General features: G+C 59.7%; 15 protein-coding genes and 4 pseudogenes. 11 read left to right on the forward strand and 8 right to left on the reverse strand.

Going from position 1 to position 16,616, the window contains the following annotated elements:
- Nucleotide 1 precedes the first annotated feature (1 nt).
- Together ABH912_RS31725 and ABH912_RS31730 are read right to left on the reverse strand one after the other, a co-directional pair.
- Nucleotides 2-781 carry an enoyl-CoA hydratase-related protein gene (locus tag ABH912_RS31725; protein ID WP_429512798.1) on the reverse strand — a complete coding sequence of 260 codons (780 nt, stop codon included), beginning with the start codon at nucleotides 779-781 and terminating at the stop codon, nucleotides 2-4.
- 73 nt (nucleotides 782-854) lie between these two features.
- A complete protein-coding gene (locus ABH912_RS31730; protein ID WP_429512800.1) occupies nucleotides 855-1,994 on the reverse strand; it encodes an iron-containing alcohol dehydrogenase in 1,140 nt (379 codons plus the stop codon).
- Between the two features lie 174 nt (nucleotides 1,995-2,168).
- Here ABH912_RS31730 and ABH912_RS31735 point away from each other — a divergent pair, with 174 nt between their 5' ends.
- Nucleotides 2,169-3,092 carry a LysR family transcriptional regulator gene (locus ABH912_RS31735; RefSeq protein ID WP_429512802.1) on the forward strand — a complete coding sequence of 308 codons (924 nt, stop codon included), beginning with the start codon at nucleotides 2,169-2,171 and terminating at the stop codon, nucleotides 3,090-3,092.
- A gap of 165 nt (nucleotides 3,093-3,257) precedes the next feature.
- Nucleotides 3,258-4,598, forward strand: a complete 1,341-nt coding sequence (locus tag ABH912_RS31740) for a PQQ-dependent sugar dehydrogenase (RefSeq protein WP_429512803.1) — start codon at nucleotides 3,258-3,260, stop codon at nucleotides 4,596-4,598.
- 13 nt (nucleotides 4,599-4,611) lie between these two features.
- Here ABH912_RS31740 and ABH912_RS31745 read toward each other — a convergent pair.
- A pseudogene (locus ABH912_RS31745) lies at nucleotides 4,612-4,920 on the reverse strand (helix-turn-helix domain-containing protein); the annotation flags it as partial.
- Nucleotides 4,921-4,942: 22 nt separating this feature from the next.
- Between ABH912_RS31745 and ABH912_RS31750 the strand changes: the two are divergent.
- The 5 genes from ABH912_RS31750 (at nucleotide 4,943) to ABH912_RS31770 (ending at nucleotide 8,608) form a co-directional block, all read left to right on the forward strand.
- Entirely contained in the window at nucleotides 4,943-5,290 is a 348-nt protein-coding gene (locus ABH912_RS31750; RefSeq protein ID WP_429512804.1) for an FAD-dependent oxidoreductase, read from the forward strand.
- A 161-nt stretch (nucleotides 5,291-5,451) separates the two neighbouring features.
- Nucleotides 5,452-5,577 (forward strand): hypothetical protein, encoded by a 126-nt coding sequence (locus tag ABH912_RS31755; RefSeq protein ID WP_429512806.1) that lies wholly within the window; start codon nucleotides 5,452-5,454, stop codon nucleotides 5,575-5,577.
- A 557-nt stretch (nucleotides 5,578-6,134) separates the two neighbouring features.
- A complete protein-coding gene (locus ABH912_RS31760) occupies nucleotides 6,135-6,425 on the forward strand; it encodes a DUF6124 family protein (RefSeq protein WP_429512808.1) in 291 nt (96 codons plus the stop codon).
- Nucleotides 6,426-6,629: 204 nt separating this feature from the next.
- Nucleotides 6,630-7,568: a cyclase family protein gene (locus ABH912_RS31765; RefSeq protein ID WP_429512810.1), complete on the forward strand. Its 939-nt coding sequence runs from the start codon at nucleotides 6,630-6,632 to the stop codon at nucleotides 7,566-7,568.
- A 104-nt stretch (nucleotides 7,569-7,672) separates the two neighbouring features.
- Complete coding sequence (locus ABH912_RS31770) at nucleotides 7,673-8,608, forward strand: LysR family transcriptional regulator (protein ID WP_429512812.1); 936 nt, start codon at nucleotides 7,673-7,675, stop codon at nucleotides 8,606-8,608.
- Here ABH912_RS31770 and ABH912_RS31775 read toward each other — a convergent pair.
- From ABH912_RS31775 to ABH912_RS31785, 3 genes are all read right to left on the reverse strand, one after another.
- Nucleotides 8,601-9,584, reverse strand: a complete 984-nt coding sequence (locus tag ABH912_RS31775) for a cyclase family protein (RefSeq protein ID WP_429512814.1) — start codon at nucleotides 9,582-9,584, stop codon at nucleotides 8,601-8,603. The two genes, ABH912_RS31770 and ABH912_RS31775, sit on opposite strands and share 8 nt — an antisense overlap.
- A gap of 148 nt (nucleotides 9,585-9,732) precedes the next feature.
- Entirely contained in the window at nucleotides 9,733-10,047 is a 315-nt protein-coding gene (locus ABH912_RS31780; RefSeq protein WP_123408765.1) for an NIPSNAP family protein, read from the reverse strand.
- A gap of 11 nt (nucleotides 10,048-10,058) precedes the next feature.
- Nucleotides 10,059-11,225, reverse strand: coding sequence for an iron-containing alcohol dehydrogenase (locus tag ABH912_RS31785; protein ID WP_429512815.1), 1,167 nt, complete (start codon nucleotides 11,223-11,225; stop codon nucleotides 10,059-10,061).
- Nucleotides 11,226-11,380: 155 nt separating this feature from the next.
- Here ABH912_RS31785 and ABH912_RS31790 point away from each other — a divergent pair, with 155 nt between their 5' ends.
- From ABH912_RS31790 to ABH912_RS31800, 3 genes and pseudogenes are all read left to right on the forward strand, one after another.
- Entirely contained in the window at nucleotides 11,381-12,163 is a 783-nt protein-coding gene (locus ABH912_RS31790; protein WP_429512817.1) for an SDR family oxidoreductase, read from the forward strand.
- 241 nt (nucleotides 12,164-12,404) lie between these two features.
- The gene (locus ABH912_RS31795) at nucleotides 12,405-13,709 is read left to right on the forward strand and encodes an MFS transporter (protein WP_429512819.1); all 1,305 of its coding nucleotides are present in this window, start codon (nucleotides 12,405-12,407) and stop codon (nucleotides 13,707-13,709) included.
- Between the two features lie 9 nt (nucleotides 13,710-13,718).
- Nucleotides 13,719-13,949, forward strand: a pseudogene (locus ABH912_RS31800) (FAD-dependent oxidoreductase); the annotation flags it as partial.
- Nucleotides 13,950-13,963: 14 nt separating this feature from the next.
- Here the strand turns inward: ABH912_RS31800 and ABH912_RS31805 are convergent.
- A pseudogene (locus ABH912_RS31805) lies at nucleotides 13,964-14,302 on the reverse strand (LysR family transcriptional regulator); the annotation flags it as partial.
- 225 nt (nucleotides 14,303-14,527) lie between these two features.
- Between ABH912_RS31805 and ABH912_RS31810 the strand changes: the two are divergent.
- The gene (locus tag ABH912_RS31810; RefSeq protein WP_429512821.1) at nucleotides 14,528-15,943 is read left to right on the forward strand and encodes a serine hydrolase domain-containing protein; all 1,416 of its coding nucleotides are present in this window, start codon (nucleotides 14,528-14,530) and stop codon (nucleotides 15,941-15,943) included.
- Between the two features lie 146 nt (nucleotides 15,944-16,089).
- Here ABH912_RS31810 and ABH912_RS31815 read toward each other — a convergent pair.
- Nucleotides 16,090-16,605: pseudogene (locus ABH912_RS31815) on the reverse strand (methyl-accepting chemotaxis protein); the annotation flags it as partial.
- Between the last annotated feature and the right edge of the window lie 11 nt (nucleotides 16,606-16,616).

A 16,616-nucleotide genomic window follows, 5' to 3' on the forward strand; every position in this document is an offset into this window, starting at 1 on the left:
GTCATTTGCCCTCGAAGTGTGGTTTGGCTTTGGCGATGAATGCGTTCAGGCCAGTCTGGAAATCGTCGGTGTCGTAGCAGAAGTAACTCGCGTCGATCTGCTCGGCGGTGGGTGCCACGCCGGCCTCAAGCTGGAACGCAGCCTGGCGATGCCAACGGGCGACCAGCGGCGCGCCTTGGGTGATGCGTTTGGCGGTGGCGAGGGTTTCGGATTCGACCTCGGCGTCCGGGACGACCCGGGTTACGAGGTTTTTCACATAGGCGTCGTTGGCGTCGAGAATGCGGCCCTCCAGGAGGATTTCCAGGGTCGTCGAACGCCCGGCCAGCGCCACCAGCCCGGCCATTTCGTCATAGGACATGACCAACCCGAGCTTGCCCACGGGTGCGCCGAAACGGCTGGAGCTGCCGCAGATGCGCAGATCGCACAACGCGGCGATTTCCAGGCCGCCGCCGACGCACACGCCGTGGATCATGGCGATCACCGGGTGCGGGCATTCGACGACGGCGCGCATGGCCGCCGAGGTAATTTCGGCATAGTGGCGAGCTTGGCCCTGATTGGCACGCACGCTCGGGAACTCGCTGACATCGGCGCCAGCGGCAAAGGCTTGCTCGCCGGCACCGCGCAACACCACGCAACGCACGCTGGTGTCAGCGGACAGTTCGCGCATGACGTCCCCCAGGTCCTGCCACATGGACAGGGTCAGGGCGTTCATTTTCCCAGGGTGGCTGAGGGTGACGATGGCAATGGCGGCTTGCCGTTCGATAAGGACGGTGGGCTTCATGATTGTTCCGCTGTCGTCAGCTGGGCCGAGGACGCGGTTGCCTCCTGATTTATTGTTGTTGGATAGCGCTTGCTTACAGCGATTGTTCGAGCATCGACCGGTAGTCCGCCGGCGAGGCTTCCCGAGGGTTGGTCTTGTGGCTGTGATCGTGCAGGGCGCCTTCGATGATCCCGGCGAACAGGCTTTCATCGACGCCGATCTCGCTCAGGCGGGTCGGCAGGCCCAGGCGTCGGGTCATGTCTTCGATGGCGACGCCGATATCGGCCCCGGCTGCAAGGCCCATGGCGTGGCGCAGTCGTTCGAGTTTGCGCTCGTCACGCACGGTCGGGGAGTTGGCGTTGAAGTCGACGACGGCCGGCAAAAAGATCGCGTTCAACGTGCCGTGGTGCAGCCTCGGATTGATCCCGCCCAAGGCGTGGGACAGGCTGTGTACACAACCCAATCCTTTCTGGAACGCGAGGGCGCCTTGCATCGACGCGCTCATCATGTTCATCCGTGCTTCACGATCACCGGGCTCGGTGGTGGCGCGTTCGATGTGTTCCCAGGCGCGCCACAGGCCATCGAGGGCAATGCCGTCAGCAGCAGGGTTGAAGGCCGGGGCCATAAAGGTTTCGATGCAATGGGCGATGGCGTCCATGCCGGTGGCGGCGGTGAGCATGGCGGGCAGGCCGAGGGTCAGTTCCGGGTCGCAGATCGCCACGCGCGGTACCACATACGGCGAGATGACGCCGACTTTGCGGCCATCATCGAGGATCAAAATGGCGCCGCGGCCGACTTCGCTGCCGGTGCCGGCAGTGGTCGGAATCGCGATCAGCGGCGCGGTGGCGGCGGTGATGCGATCCAGTCCACCTTCAATCACCGCAAAGCTTTGCAGCGGACCATCGTGGGTGGCGCAGACCGCCACGCCCTTGGCCAGATCGATGGACGAGCCACCACCCACCGCGATGATGCCGTTGCACTCGGCGAGGCGGTATTGCGCGACGGCTTCGCGCACGGCGTGTTCGTTGGGATTGGGCGGGGTGGCGTCGAAAATCGTCGGCGTCAGGCTGCCACCCAGGGCGGCGATGACTTTGTCGACGATGCCGGCATTGCGTACGCCAATGTCAGTGACGATCAGCGGCCGGGTGATGCCGGCGCGCTCGGCTTCGGCGGCCAGGTGTTCCAGGCTGTCGTAGCCGAACTGGATCTTGGTGACGTAATTGATGAGGGACATGATTCACCACAAGTTATACAGGATTGTTATTGTTGCAATCGGTCCGGGGCAGGAGGGCTCTCGCTCTCGGGTCAAACCCATTGCATTGCCTGGTTGTGGGATGGACTATAGGGCCGTCGCGGCGAACCCGATACTGACAACTTCCGATACCTATATAACTATTAGTTAACCCTGATGACACCATCACTCAACTCAATCATGTCCCGCCTGCACATCAAGCAACTGCGCTTGTTGATCGCCCTGGATGACCACGGCTCCTTGCTGGGCGCGGCCAAACAGGTCGCGCTGACCCAACCCGGAGCCAGCAAAGCCCTGCAAGAAATCGAAACCACCTTCGGCACTTCGTTGTTCACCCGCACTAACCGCGGGTTGGAACCCACCGATGCCGGACGCTCGGTGATTCGCTACGCCCGGTTGATCCAGACTGACCTCGCGCACCTGCGCGAAGAGATCATCGGCATCATGAGCGGCGAGGGCGGGCGGGTGTCGGTGGGAACCATCATGGGCGCCGTGCCGCTGCTGACCACCGCGATCAGCCGAGTGATCGCCGACCACCCCAAGCTGTCCATCGAAATCGTCGAAGACACCAGCGCCGCGTTGCTCAGCCAACTCGACGCCGGGCGCCTGGACCTGGCGATCTGTCGTACCACCATCAGCACCACGCCCTATCTGTACGAGAGCTCGACCTTCGTCGAAGAAACCCTGGCAGTGATCGCCAGCACCCAACATCCATTCGCCTACGCACGACAGCTCTCGCTCAAGGACCTGGTGGATTACCGCTGGGTCGTCTACCGCGCCAATATGCCCATGCGTTTGCTGCTGGAGCGCGAGTTTCACGAGGCCGACCTGCGTTTCCCGGTGCACTTGCTGGAAACTACCTCAGCCTTCGCCACCCTGTCGCTATTGCAGGAAAACCCGACCCTGGTCGCGCTGGTGTCCACCGACGTGGCCAAGTTCTGCTCCGGCTACGGCTTTACCACCACGCTGCCGCTGCCCATTACCTCGCGCAGCGAACCCTATGAGCTGGTGTCGCGCAAAAATGTGCCGGATTCGCCCGCCGCGCGGCTGTTGCGTGAGGCGTTGCTGAACCCGGTGTGAGGCTCTTCGAATATTGACGGGGTTTGCAATCGCGCATTCGTGCAATTACGGCAAATGTGATTTGAGCTAGACGCGGTGTTTGTCAGGGATCAGCGCCGCGATACTCCGCCGGGATTTTGTCTGTCTTATAACGGGCCCATGGATGGCCACCGCGAGGTTAGAACAATGAATGTGTCCAACCGACTTGCGCTCCTGATCACCGCCGCCGCACTGCTCAGTGCCTGTGGCGAATCTTCCAAATTACCGCCCCAGGCCAGCGTCGGCCCGGCGCCGCAGTTGCCGGAGCCCACCACGTCGCTGATCCCCACGTTGAAAGTGTCGAAAGCCATCGGCTGGCCGGGCACTGCCATGCCCACGGCGCCCGCCGGTTTCAAGGTGAGCGCACTGGCGGAGAATCTGGATCACCCGCGCTGGATCTATACGCTGCCCAATGGAGACCTGTTGGTCGCTGAGAGCAACCACCCGCCGATGCCGGAAGGCGCCACCGACGGCGGCACCGGGCCGATTGCCTGGGCCAAGCGCAGTGTCATGGGGTTTGTGATGGGACGGGTGGGGGCGGATGCGCCGAGTGCCAATCGTATTACTCTGTTGCGCGATGCCGACGGCGATGGCCGCGCCGAAGTGCGCACGGTGTTCATGAGTAACCTGACGTCACCGTTTGGCATGGCGTTGGTGGGCAATGAGTTGTTTATTGCCAACGCCGATGCCCTGGTCAAAGTGCCGTACAACACGGGGCAGACCGAGGTCAGCGCCACACCGGTGAAAGTCACCGACCTGCCCGCCGGCATCAATCACCACTGGACCAAGAACGTTATCGCCAACCCCGAGGGCACCAAGCTCTACGTCACGGTGGGCTCCAACAGCAACGTCGGCGAAAACGGCCTGGAGGCGGAAGAAGGGCGCGCGGCGATTTGGGAAGTGGACGTCAAAAGCGGCAACAAGCGCCTGTTCGCCAATGGCCTGCGCAACCCCAATGGCCTGGCCTGGAAGCCCGGTTCGACCCAATTGTGGACCGTGGTTAATGAGCGGGACGAAATCGGCAGCGACCTGGTGCCGGATTACCTGACCTCGGTGAAGGACGGCGCGTTCTACGGCTGGCCGTGGAGTTACTACGGCGCCCACGTCGACGTCCGCGTGGACCCGCCGCGCCCGGACAAAGTGGCCGAGGCCATCGCGCCAGACTACGCGTTGGGCACCCACGTCGCACCGCTGGGCCTGACGTTCTCCGATGCCCGAGGCATGCCCGCCAGTTTCGCCAATGGCGTTTTCGTCGGTGAGCATGGTTCCTGGAATCGCAATCCCCAGGCCGGTTACAAAGTGGTGTTCATTCCTTTCAGCGACGGCAAACCTTCGGGGTTGCCGGTGGATTTCCTGACGGGGTTCCTCAATGCCGATGGAGAAGCGCAGGGGCGTCCGGTGGGTGTGACGCTGGATCAGGGTGGTGCGTTGCTGGTGGCTGATGATGTGGGGAACAAGGTTTGGCGTATCGCCGCCGCCAAACCCTAGATCGAGAGAGGACTCAGCGCGAGAAGCGGTTGCGATAGTCTCGCGGTGAGATCCCCAGGTTGCGCTGGAAGGTGAAGCGCATGCGTTCTTCATCACCAAACCCGCACTTCCGGGCGATCTGGTTGATGTTGCGTTCCGAGTCTTCCAGCAAACGCCGGGCCGCTTCCAGCCGCAGCGCTTCCACAGCTTTGGCCGGGGTGCGGCGGGTCTTGAGTTGGTAGACCCGGGCACAGTTGCGCGGGCTCATCTGCACTTGTTCGGCCAGCACCTCCACGGTGAGGTTGTCGCGGCTCAGGTTCTGCGCGATCCACAGGTGCAAATCGCAGGCGCAGTTCAAGATCATCGTGATCGAACGCAACGAAGCAATCGGCCCGGCCTTGGGCCCGAAACCACGGCCGATGATCACCGAAGCATTAGCGTCGATGGGCATCGAATTCCAGGTCGGTTCCGGGGTGGTGACCATCGATGAAAACGGCGTGCTGACGGCGGCGGGCAAGCGCATCGAAGCCAAAACCGTGATCTGGACCGGCGGCATGATTGCCAGCGGCCTGACGTCGCAAATCTCTACTCGATTGGATCGCCATGGCCTGGTTGAAGTGACGGGTGATTTGCGTGTGGTCGGCACCGAGCACGTGTTCGCGGCGGGCGATGTGGTCATGGCGCTGACGGCGACGAAGGTCACTACTCGCTGATGTCCTGCCAGCACGCGATTTTCATGGGCCGCTTCGCCGGACATAACGTCGCCGCCGACCTGCTGTAGGTGCCGACCCTCGAATACCGCCAGCCGTTCTACGCCACCTGCCTGGACCTGGGCGAGTGGGGCGCGGTGTACACCGAAGCCTAGGACCGCCAGGTGCTGCTGACCCATGACGAAGGCAAGGCACGCAAACGCATGATCAACACCCAGTGGATCTATCCGCCGGCGGCGAGCCGGGTGGATGCGCTGGAGGCTGGCAACCCGGAAGTGGCGTACGGCTGATTCGTTTTTGATCGTTCCCACAGAGCGTGGGAACGATCATAGATTCGTGGCCGACACCGAACCCCTGTAGGAGCAAAGCTTGCTCGTGATGAACGATAACGCGGTGTGTCTAGCGCACCAGCTAAACATGTTTAACGACGACTGTTTAAAGACATCCGGTGTTACGTCATAAACGGCTACAACGCCTTGCGTCGTTGCCTACGCGTACGCCAGAATCCGCCGGCTTGTGCGGCTTGGGGCTCGTCGGTAACTTTGTTCCTGTCACTGCTCATCAGTGATCGGGTTTAGTAGCTCGGCAGTCATCTTCGGTTGTACAAGCGTCATCCAGTCAGGTATATGCCTGCAATTGATGGTGGTTGTGTACAGGGCGCCCTCGGGCGCGCCGGGGTTTTTAGGTGACTTTGCCGGTCTACTAACCTGTGCACAGCCGCCACCCTCGTTTAGTAGCGAGTCGGTGCGGCTCTACTGGAGAAAGTCCCTATGTTCAAAGTCACACCTAATCCCCCGAATGCCGGTCCAGCCCCCTACGACGCCTCTTTCGAGATTGACCCAAGAAAATGAAAGAGGCCGCCGACCGCGCGCTCAGCCATTACCTCAACCCCGGGGCGACGAAAGAGCCGATACCGCCCCGCAGTTCCGGTACTTTCTTCACCATCGACGCAGCGGTGGATGACGAGACGTTGCTGGTCGAGGTCTACGAATCGTTATCAACGGCCCGCAAGATGGTCAACGATCTCCTCGAGCTAACGGACGGCCCGCGACGCCACACGATGCTGGTGTTGCACCGGTCGCTCCTGATGGGTGAGATGGCGGCCAGTCGGATACTGGATAACCACAAGCCTGGCTAATCGCCGACCCCTGTAGGAGCGAAGCTTGCTCGCGAAAGCGGTGCGTCTATAACGATGATGTCGCCTGACAGACCGCCTTCGCGGGCAAGCCTCGCTCCTACAAATTCGTGACTATCCAGAACAAATGTATTGCCCATTCCTGTCTGTTTCCCCACAGACGGGCTGCGTACCTTGGGTCCACTGTTACTCCCAAAGGCCCCCCACATGCTCAATCGTTTGATACTGCCGTTCACCTTGCTGTTCACCTTCAGCGCCGCTCAGGCCGCGGACGCTGAAAAATGGTACCCGTCGAAATACGGCGCCAACGATGAAATCGGTGCGCTCAATCTACTCAATGCCAATTCGGTGCTCAACGCCGCCAAACTGATCAAGACCGGCAAGACGTATCCGCTGGCCGTGCCTATCGACAAGACCCTTCCAGCCTTCCGCCATCGCAGTTTCAACCTGACCAACGTCCAGCCGGGCGAGGCGGGTGGCACGACCATGGGCCCGAACAAATTCACCTTCAACGATGAACTGGTGGTGGGTTGGACCGGCGTTGGCACCCAGCTCAACGGCATCGGCCATATCGGCATCGATTACGTCTACTACAACGGCAACCGCGCCGCCGATTTCGTCACCGTCGAAGGCGTGAAAAAACTCGGGATCGAGAAAGTCCCGCCGATCGTCACCCGTGGTGTGGTGCTGGACATGACCGCCGTGTACGGCACACCGATCGTCCCGGAAAAAACCGAATTCAGCGTCGCCGATATCCAGAAAGCCCTCGACCTGCAAGGCATCACCATCCAGAAAGGCGATGTGGTGTTGTTCAACACCGGTTGGCTTGAGCTGTTGGGCAAGGACAACAAGAAATTCCTCGCGGTGGAGCCGGGCATCGGCATGGCCGCCGCCAAATGGCTGGTGGACAAGCAGATCGTCGCCTTCGGCGGTGACACTTGGGCTTCGGAAATCTACCCGGCCAAAGATGGCCAGGAGTTCCCGGTCAACCAGTACATGCTGGCCAAGAACGGCATCTACAACCTGGAGCTGATCGACAGCCGCGCCCTGGTCAAAGACAAGGCCTGGGAGTTCATGTTTGTCCTCGGCCAGCCGCTGTACAAGGGCTCGACCCAGGTCAACATCAACCCGGTGGCGATTCACTGACAACTCCGTAGGAGTATGGCTTGCCCGCGATGGCGTTCTTGAGATGGCCATCGCGGGCAAGCCTTGCTCCTACGGAAAACAACGTTTCTGGACATGGAGAACACATGGACACGGTGCCTTCCCTCGCCAGCATTGCTTCACGCTTGCGCCTCAAACAACTGCGCCTGCTGATCGCCCTGGATGATCGCGGATCCTTGCACAAGGCCGCCGAGCATATTTCCATCTCGCAGTCCGGCGCGACCAAGGCGTTGCATGAAGTCGAGTCGTTGATCGGCATGCCGCTGTTCGAGCGCCAGCCCAAGGGCCTGGTGGCCAATGAAATGGGGCGTTGCATGATTCGTTATGCGCGCCTGATTCATAGCGATGTCGAGCATTTGCACGAAGAAATGCTCAGCATCCTGCAGGGCCAGGGCGGGCGCTTGTCGGTGGGGGTGATCATGGGCGCGATGCCGCTGCTGACCCGGGCCTTGACCGCGTTGCGCCTCAAGCAGCCAGAGCTGTCGATCGAACTGGTGGAGAACACCAGCGCGACCTTGCTCGGCTTGCTGGATCAGGGACGGCTGGATCTGGCGATTTGTCGCACCAGTGTCGGCCAGCGTTCAGACGCCTATGACTGTATCGAACTCAGCGAAGAACCCTTGGCGGTGGTTGCCAGCCAGGATCATCCGCTGGCGGGTGCCCGGACTTTACAGCTCTCGCAACTGAGCGATTACCGTTGGCTGGTCTACCCCAAGGACATGCCGATGCGCCAGGCCCTGGAGCGCGAACTCAACGAGGCCGGGCTGCAAATCCCGCGTTATCCGCTGGAGACCTCGTCGATCTTCGCCACCATCCTGCTGGTGCAGCAAGACCCAACGCTGCTGGCAGTGATCCCGGCGGAAGTCGCCGCGTTCTGCGAGCAACACCATTTGTTGGTGAAACTGCCAGTGCTGTTGCGTGCCTTGAGCGAACCTTTCGGCGTGATCAGCCGGGCCGGCGCCGACCTGTCTCCGGCGGCGACCCTGCTGATCAACGCGCTGCAACAGGACCCGGTTACTTGATCACAATCGGGTTCACCGGCGCCCCGGTACCACCGACGATCTTCAGCGGCGCGGCGGTGTAGAGGAATTTCCACTGGCCGTCGGCGGCACAATCGCTGGCCAGTTCATCGAGCAGCGCCACTTCGGTGAACGTCACGCCGAGGTTGCGCATCAAGGCGTTGTGTAACGGGATCATTACCCCGGAGGCCGGGTCCACCGCTACTTCGTTGGCCATGGTGTCGGTGACCAGGTTGGGGATTTCCATCTGGTGAAACCACTCCACCAACTCGCGGCTGAAGGTCAGGCCTGGCTCGGCGAAATCCTTATAGAACTCGTCCGGTTCACGCTCGTAGAACGAGCCGATCCAACCGGTGCGGATGATCAGGATGTCGCGCTTCTCGATCTCGATGCCCTGGGCTTTCGCCGCCGCCAGCAAGTCCAGGTGGGTGAAGGTCTCGCCCTTGTCCAGCACCGTTTTGCCGCGATGCCGGGCCATGTCGATCAACACCGCCCGCCCGACAATCCCGCGCTCGGCAATCGGCAGGATGCTGGCCTTTTCCATGCTGCCGATGGTGCTCATGGCGTCGTAGCCGTTCCACAACTTGTTGTCGTGCCAGACGTGGCCCAGGGCGTCGTACTGGGTCGAGCCTTGCAGGTGCATGAAGATTACGTCGTCGGCGTATTCGACGTGGCCGTCGAAGTGGGTCTTGCCGGCGAGGAAGTGGCCCTTGTCCAGCACGTTGACCCGCATCGACGGGCGACGACCGGGCCACAGCGGTTCGCCTTTCGGGTGACCGATCTGGACTTGCAGGGTGAAGGTCTTGCCCTGGCGCACCGAGGCAATGCCACGCAGGACCTCGGCTTCTTGCAGGTAATTCAGGGCGCCGACTTCATCGTCCGGGCCCCATTTGCCCCAATTGGTGGGGAGGCCTTCGAGGAGTTTTTTAGCGTCGGGAGAACGGTCGGCGGCGGTATTATTGGTGTTGTGGTCGCACATGAGGGTTGTCCTGGGATTGACGGCCGTACCCTTTCTTGTAGGAGCGAGGCTTGCCCGCGACGGCGGTGTGTCAGTCGACATCATTGTTGCTGACACGCCGCCGTCGCGGGCAAGCCTCGCTCCTACAGGGGAACGGTGGCGTCTGGGGTTATTTGATCGGTGAGAAATCCGCGGCGATCAGCAGTTTCGATTCCATTTTTTCCAGCATCGGGAAGGCGATGGGCACAAAGCCTTCCAGCCAATCCGCATCCTGATACAGCGCCGCACGTTTCTTGATCCGCTCATCAAGGCTCGGGTAGGCCCAGATATGGATCACCTGGTTCAGCTCGCCGATTTCCGTGTACCACCAGCCCACCAGCGTGGCGTAGCGGGAGATCACCGGCAGGCCGTTCTCTTCGAAGTGCTTGAGGTAGGTCTGCATTTTTCCGATCTGGATCGTGTAGGTGCGCATTTCGTAAAACATGGGTTTGTCTCTCAGCAATGAGTGCCGTGGTAGGCGTTGTTAATGATCCGTTCGATGTCGGCGGCGGTGGTCAGGCGTGGGTTGACCAGCACGTTGCCGCTGCGCATCGAGTCGCTGACCATTTGCGGCATGTAGTCCAGGTCCACGCCCAGGTCCTTGATGTTGGCCGGGATGCCGATGGCTTTGTTCAGCGCCATCACGTGCTCCACCACTTTGCGCCCGGCATTGGCGAGGCTCAGGCCATCGACGTCTTCGCCCATGGCGATGGCGATCTCGCGAAACAGCTCCGGGCAGGCCGCCAGGTTGTATTCGATGACGTAGGGCAGCAGCGTCGCGTTGGCGATGCCGTGGGGGATGTTGAACACGCCGCCGAAGGTGTGGGAGATCGCATGCACGTTGCCGAGTTTCGACTGGGCGAACGCCACGCCGGCCAGGAACGAGGCGAGCAGCATCTGTTCCCGCGCATGCAAATCCGAACCGGTGAAAAACGCCTTGGGCAGGTGCGTGCAAATCATCTTGATCGCTTGCAGGGCCAAGGCCTGGCTCACCGGGTTGGCCTGTTTCGACACGTAGGATTCGATGGCGTGGGTCAAGGCGTCCATGCCCGTGGCGGCGGTGATGGACGGCGGCAACTTGAGGGTCAGTTCGGCATCGAGAATCGCCAGTTTCGGAAACAGCGCCGGGCTGATGATCACCGTTTTGAACAGTGTCTTGGTGTTGGTGAACACCGTGGACGCCGTGCATTCGCTGCCGGTGCCGGAGGTAGTGGGGATGGCGAAAATCGGCAGCGGCGGGTGCAGCAGTTTGTCGTAGCCTTCGTAGTCGAGGATGTTGCCGGGGTTGGTGGCCATGGCCGCCACGCCTTTGGCGGTGTCGATGCTGCTGCCACCACCGACGCCGATCACCGAATCGCAGTCGTGGCTTTTCAGAAAGGTGACGGCGCGCTCCAGCACGTCGGTGGTGGGGTTGGGTTCGACGCCCGTGAACACTTCATAGCTGATCTCACTCGCGGCCAGCGAGGCGAAGAAGCCTTCCATCACGCCCGACGCCATCAACCCTTCATCGGTGACCACCAGCAGTTTTTTTCGAACGTGCGGCTTGAGCAATGCACCGGCCTGACGCACCAGGCCGTTGCCGCTCTTCAAGGTCGTGGGGAAATAAAACTGGAACGGGTTCATGGGTGTCTCCGGTTTCTTATTGGTCGGGAGACAGTAATTAGCGAGGCGGGCGGCTGATAATGAAAAGGTCTGATCCGGGGATCACTCTTTGTCATCCCCTGACACTTCGGGTGGCAGTGGTAACGTAGGATTTTTCAACGGTCAGGAGCATCGTCATGGATTTAGGAATATCAGGCCGCTGGGCCATCGTCTGCGCCGCCAGCAAAGGCTTGGGTTTGGCTTGTGCGCGAGCCTTGGCGAAGGAGGGCGTGAACCTGGTGATCAACGCTCGCGGCGAAGAGGCCTTGCAGGTCGCCGCCAGGGAACTGCGCACCTTGGGTGTCGAAGTGCGCACGGTGATTGGCGATATCAGTGAAGCGAGCGTGCGCGAACTGGTGCTGGCGGCGTGTCCGCAGGTCGACATCCTGGTCAACAACGCCGGCGGCCCGCCACCGGGTGATTTCCGCGACTGGCAGCGCGAAGACTGGCTGAAAGCGCTGGACGCCAACATGCTCACGCCCATCGAGCTGCTCAAGGCCTGTGTCGATGGCATGGCCGAGCGCGGCTTCGGGCGTGTCGTCAACATCACCTCCGGCGCGGTGAAGGCACCCATCGACGTGCTGGGCTTGTCCAACGGTGCGCGCAGTGGCCTCACCGGTTTTATCGCCGGGCTCGCGCGCCAGTCGCGGCTGGCGGGCAACAACGTGACGATCAACAACTTGCTGCCGGGGCCATTCGAAACCGAGCGCTTGAACAAAACCCTGAGCGCTGCCGCCGACGCCAACGGCACCAGCGTTGAAGCCGTCAGCGAACAACGGCGCAAACACGTGCCGGCCCAGCGCTTCGGCCAGCCCGATGAATTCGGCGCCTATTGCGCCTTCATTTGCAGCGCCCAGGCCGGGTTCCTCACCGGGCAAAACCTGCTGCTGGACGGCGGCAGCTACCCCGGAACGTTCTGATCTGCCGGGGGATGACGTTCAGTGATCCCCCAATCAGATCCCCTCATTATTCACTCGTCGGGCGCGTGATTAGAGTGGGGCTGCTTGCCCATTACCAAACCTGTAGGAGCGAGGCTTGCCCGCGAAGAACGATAACGCGGTGTAACCGGCAGACCGCGGCGTCCCATTCGCGGGCAAGCCTCGCTCCTACAGGTGTTGTGTATTGGGTCGCTTGCATCCAAAACAATAAAGAGCGCCCCTCATGAACAATCCGAGTGCCGAAACACTTTCCCTGGCCGCCATCGAGCGTCCCACCAGCGTGCGCTGGCGAATCTTCCTGATCATGTTGCTGCTGACCGCGATCAACTACATCGACCGCGCTTCGCTGTCCGTGGCGTTGCCGCTGATTTCCAGCGAATTCCAGATCCCGCCAGCGCTGGAAGGCTTGATGCTCAGCGCGTTTTTCTGGTCCTACGCCTTGATGCAGATCCCCGGTGGCATGCTGCTGGATCGCTTCCAGACCCGCCGCGTGATCGTGATCGCTACCGTCGCCTGGGGCGCGTTCCAGGCCCTGGCCGCCGGCGCGCACAACTGGATTGTGCTGCTGATCACGCGCATGGGCCTGGGTATCGCCGAATCGCCGATCATGCCCGCCGGGGCCAAACTCAACGGCGCCTGGTTGACCCCCAACGAACGGGGGCGCGGCGCGGTGCTGGTGGACGGCGGCGCGCCGCTGGGCAGTGCGTTTGGCGCAATCATCATTGCCGGCCTGATCGGCTGGTTCGACTCCTGGCGCATCGCCTTCGTTATCGCCGGCATCGGCACCATGCTCGCCGGCGTGCTGGCCTGGAAGTACATCCGCAACCACCCCAGCGAACACCCCGGCGTCAACGCGGCCGAACTGGCGCACATCACCGAGGGCAATCGCCCGACCAGCCAACCCGGCGCGGTGACCAGCATTGCCCTGAAAGAACTGCTCAAGGACCGCTCGGTGCTGGCGATGTTCGCCGGTTACTGTTGCATCCTCAGCGTGTTCTACGGCTTGCTGACCTGGATGCCGAGCTACCTGCACCAGACCCACGGTTTGAACATTTCGAGCATGGGCGGCGCGACGTTTCTGATCTTCATGTGCGGTTTCGTCGGCGAACTGGTGGGCGGTTATCTGGGCGATAAATGGAAATCCAGCGGCGCCTCGCCCAACCTGGTGATGCGCAGCATGTTCAGCGGCTCGGCGCTGGTCGCGGCCCTGTGCATGTTGGCGGTGGCCTACACGACCGAGGCGAGCCGAGCGATTGGCTTGCTCTGCGTGGCGATGTTTTTCATTCGCTGGTGCGGCATGTACTGGTGCATACCGTCGATCCTCGGCGGCACGTCAAAAACCGGCATTCTGGCCGGCACCATGAATTTCTGCGGCAACATGGCCGGGGTGATCGTGCCGATCCTGATCGGCCTGATCGTGCAGTTCACCGGTTCGTACTTCCTGGTGCTGATCTTCTTCGTGGTCATGGCCGCGTTGCTGGCGATTTTTTCCAGCCTGATCGATTATCGGGAACGGGGTCTGGCGTGAATGAGCGGAGGGCAGGTGAGTGTCGTCACCGATGACACTCTGTGCGTGGCCTTGCGGGCATTGCTGGAACAGAATCGGCGCAATGGCGTCGATGACTTGCAATGGCTGGACGCCGGACAGGTGCGGCAACTTGAACCGGCAGTGTCCTGTGTCGCTGCGCTCTTGTCGCCGTCCACCGGAATTTTCGATGCCCATGCCCTGATGATGGCGCTTCAGCCGGATGCCGAGGCCAGCGGCACATAGCCGATTTTTCATACGCCGCTGGCGTCGGCCCGTTGCGCCCGCAGGGCATTAGACAGAACGCCTGCGTGCATGGCTTTTTGGATGTGCCTGATGCACAAGCCGCCTTCTTCACCACGACCCAGGCGTTTGCCCAGGGATTCCAGGCGATTGGCGTGGGTCAGCAGGGCGCGGGTTTCGGCGAGGAAGGTCTGGCCGTCGCGGGTCAGGCAGATGCGTTGCTGGCTGCGTTCGAACAGGGTCAGGCCCAGGCGTTCTTCGAGCTGGGCGATCTGCCAGCTCAGGGGCGACGGAGAAATGTGCACGCTTTCGGCGACGGCCACGAAGGAGCGCAATCGTCGGAGGTCGAGCATGTCAGACCCATTGGGACTCAAATACTGCCTCGGAAAATACGCCTCGAAGGCTTGATGGGTTGGACATTTTTGTCCATAATAGACTTATTGGTGCGTTTTGTGAAAAGTCATCCAGGACCCACGTAGTTTTCTTGCTTAAAGGAGAATCTCAAAACTCATACCGAACAATTAGCATCGACCGACCACAGAAATGATTAGCCGTTAGAAATTTTCTGGAGATTTACAATGGATAAGAATTCTAAAAATCGTACATCTGTACTCTCAAAAGGTTTGTTACTTACAAGTTTAGTATGGGTAACTGTATGCAATGCCGCGCCGTTCTCGAACCCCCATGATGTGGATGCAGTTATGAGCGCGCTTATGAAGGAGCAGGGCATTCCGGGGGCAGCCATAACAATTCTTAAAGACGGGAAACCGCTTTATACCTCTGCTTACGGGTTCAGTAATCTGGAGACCGAAACGCCTGCAACGACGGCGACTGTCTTCCAGTCCGGCTCAGTCGGGAAAATGTTTACCTCTTCCGTCATTATGCTCTTGGTACAAGACGGCAAGCTTCAGCTTGATGACCCTATTGCTCCCTATTTTCCTGAAGCCAAAGGCATATGGGATGGTATTACCATTCGCCAGGTTATGCAGCAACGTTCTGGCATACCCGACTATGAACAGTTCAACAGTATTGATATAAAGCAAGACTACACCGACGAACAACTTATCGGTCTTCTTGCGTCCAAGAAATTGGATTTCACACCGGGAACTCAGTACCGCTACAGCAACTCAGGCTATGTCGCGCTGGGAATGCTGATCAAGCGTGCGAGCGGAAGATTCTACGGAGATTTGCTTCGGGAAAGGCTGTTCAGCCAGTGCGATATGCAAACGGCGCAAGTCAATATGCTGAAAACTATCATCCCCAACCGGGCGTCAGGCTACGTTTCCAGTGATGGACAGCTGGAAAACCCGGGGCCGGTCTCGCAGAGCCTGGCTCAGACCGCCGACGGGAGCCTGTTGCTGACGATCAATGACTTGGCTGCGTGGGACGCTTGTCTTTCAAAAGGCAAACCATTGTCCAAAGAATCGATTGATACCGAGTGGGAAGTGCCGTTGATGGCCGACGGCAGTCAACCCATCACTGGTTATGGATTTGGATGGCGCAACAATATCGTGAATGGACGTCGGCTGATTGATCATGGGGGATCGTTCCAAGGGTTTCATGCGCACTATGCAAGGTTCGACAATGGTCTTTCCATAGGTTTTCTGGCGAATCTAGAGTCAGCTCGTAGCAATTACATAGTTAAACGCATTGCCGGGATTATTGATCCAAGTCTGTTGCCGCCTGAAAAAGAAATCGAAGGGTCTGCGGCTGCGACTCTAAAGACAAAAACGGCAATTATTGCCTTGATGAATGGTAAAGGCGATCCATTGTTAAGCCCGGAAATACGCAAGGCTTTTAACGATAAACACGTATCAGAGATAGAAGCGTCTTTCAACAAAGTTACCAATGATACTCAGCTGGTACAAGTTAGTGAGTCAAAGGAAAACGCTGTTATTCATCGGACCTATAAAGCCTCTACCGGGAAGGTAAATTATCTGGACGTTGCGTTCCTGGATAAAAGAATTGTGGACGTAAAGTTTTCGTCTGAATAATTGTTGTACCTGTCTTGGTCGTCTTCCATTGACAGTATTTAGCAAAATAAAAGACTCCGTAGCGAAACGTTACGGAGTCTTTTTTTGCCTGTTAGGCCTGCTTAGAGAGTCGCCTCCGATCCGCAGATATCTACAAAGGCTCACACCTAAATCCGAAACTGCCCAACCAAAAGGCCCAGTCGATTGCCCAGATCAGTAAGACTTCTAGAGGTTTGCGCGCCATTTTTTGCATCCCCGGCGACCACGTCGGCGGCCTGGGAGATGTGAGTCATGCTACGGTTTACTTCCTCGGCGACGGCAGTCTGTTCTTCGGAGGCGCTGGCGATCTGCGCGTTCATTTCGTTAATTGTATAAATGAGTTGGCTGATGGCATCCAGCGACAACCCTGCCTGGTTTGCCAGTTGCCCCGTTGTTTTTCCTGAATCGCTCGATCGGGCCATCGTGATCATGGCGTCTTGAGTGCCTTTTTGAAGCAGGCTGATCATCCCATGGATTTCCTGAGTGCTCTTTTGCGTTCGGCTGGCCAGGGCTCGAACTTCGTCAGCAACCACTGCAAATCCACGTCCTGCCTCTCCAGCACGCGCTGCTTCTATTGCAGCGTTCAAAGCCAATAGATTGGTTTGTTCTGCGATAGAACGAATGACGTCAACTACACCGGCAATCAACTGCACAT

Source organism: Pseudomonas sp. BT76 TE3572 (assembly GCF_050435365.1).
GTDB lineage: Bacteria > Pseudomonadota > Gammaproteobacteria > Pseudomonadales > Pseudomonadaceae > Aquipseudomonas > Aquipseudomonas fluorescens_W.

Coding starts and splice junctions, on each gene's coding strand:
- ABH912_RS31725 (WP_429512798.1), bottom strand. CDS start 781: ATGAAGCCCACCGTCCTTATCGAACGGCAAGCCGCCATTGCCATCGTC.
- ABH912_RS31730 (WP_429512800.1), bottom strand. CDS start 1,994: ATGTCCCTCATCAATTACGTCACCAAGATCCAGTTCGGCTACGACAGC.
- ABH912_RS31735 (WP_429512802.1), top strand. CDS start 2,169: ATGACACCATCACTCAACTCAATCATGTCCCGCCTGCACATCAAGCAA.
- ABH912_RS31740 (WP_429512803.1), top strand. CDS start 3,258: ATGAATGTGTCCAACCGACTTGCGCTCCTGATCACCGCCGCCGCACTG.
- ABH912_RS31760 (WP_429512808.1), top strand. CDS start 6,135: ATGAAAGAGGCCGCCGACCGCGCGCTCAGCCATTACCTCAACCCCGGG.
- ABH912_RS31765 (WP_429512810.1), top strand. CDS start 6,630: ATGCTCAATCGTTTGATACTGCCGTTCACCTTGCTGTTCACCTTCAGC.
- ABH912_RS31770 (WP_429512812.1), top strand. CDS start 7,673: ATGGACACGGTGCCTTCCCTCGCCAGCATTGCTTCACGCTTGCGCCTC.
- ABH912_RS31775 (WP_429512814.1), bottom strand. CDS start 9,584: ATGTGCGACCACAACACCAATAATACCGCCGCCGACCGTTCTCCCGAC.
- ABH912_RS31780 (WP_123408765.1), bottom strand. CDS start 10,047: ATGTTTTACGAAATGCGCACCTACACGATCCAGATCGGAAAAATGCAG.
- ABH912_RS31785 (WP_429512815.1), bottom strand. CDS start 11,225: ATGAACCCGTTCCAGTTTTATTTCCCCACGACCTTGAAGAGCGGCAAC.
- ABH912_RS31790 (WP_429512817.1), top strand. CDS start 11,381: ATGGATTTAGGAATATCAGGCCGCTGGGCCATCGTCTGCGCCGCCAGC.
- ABH912_RS31795 (WP_429512819.1), top strand. CDS start 12,405: ATGAACAATCCGAGTGCCGAAACACTTTCCCTGGCCGCCATCGAGCGT.
- ABH912_RS31810 (WP_429512821.1), top strand. CDS start 14,528: ATGGATAAGAATTCTAAAAATCGTACATCTGTACTCTCAAAAGGTTTG.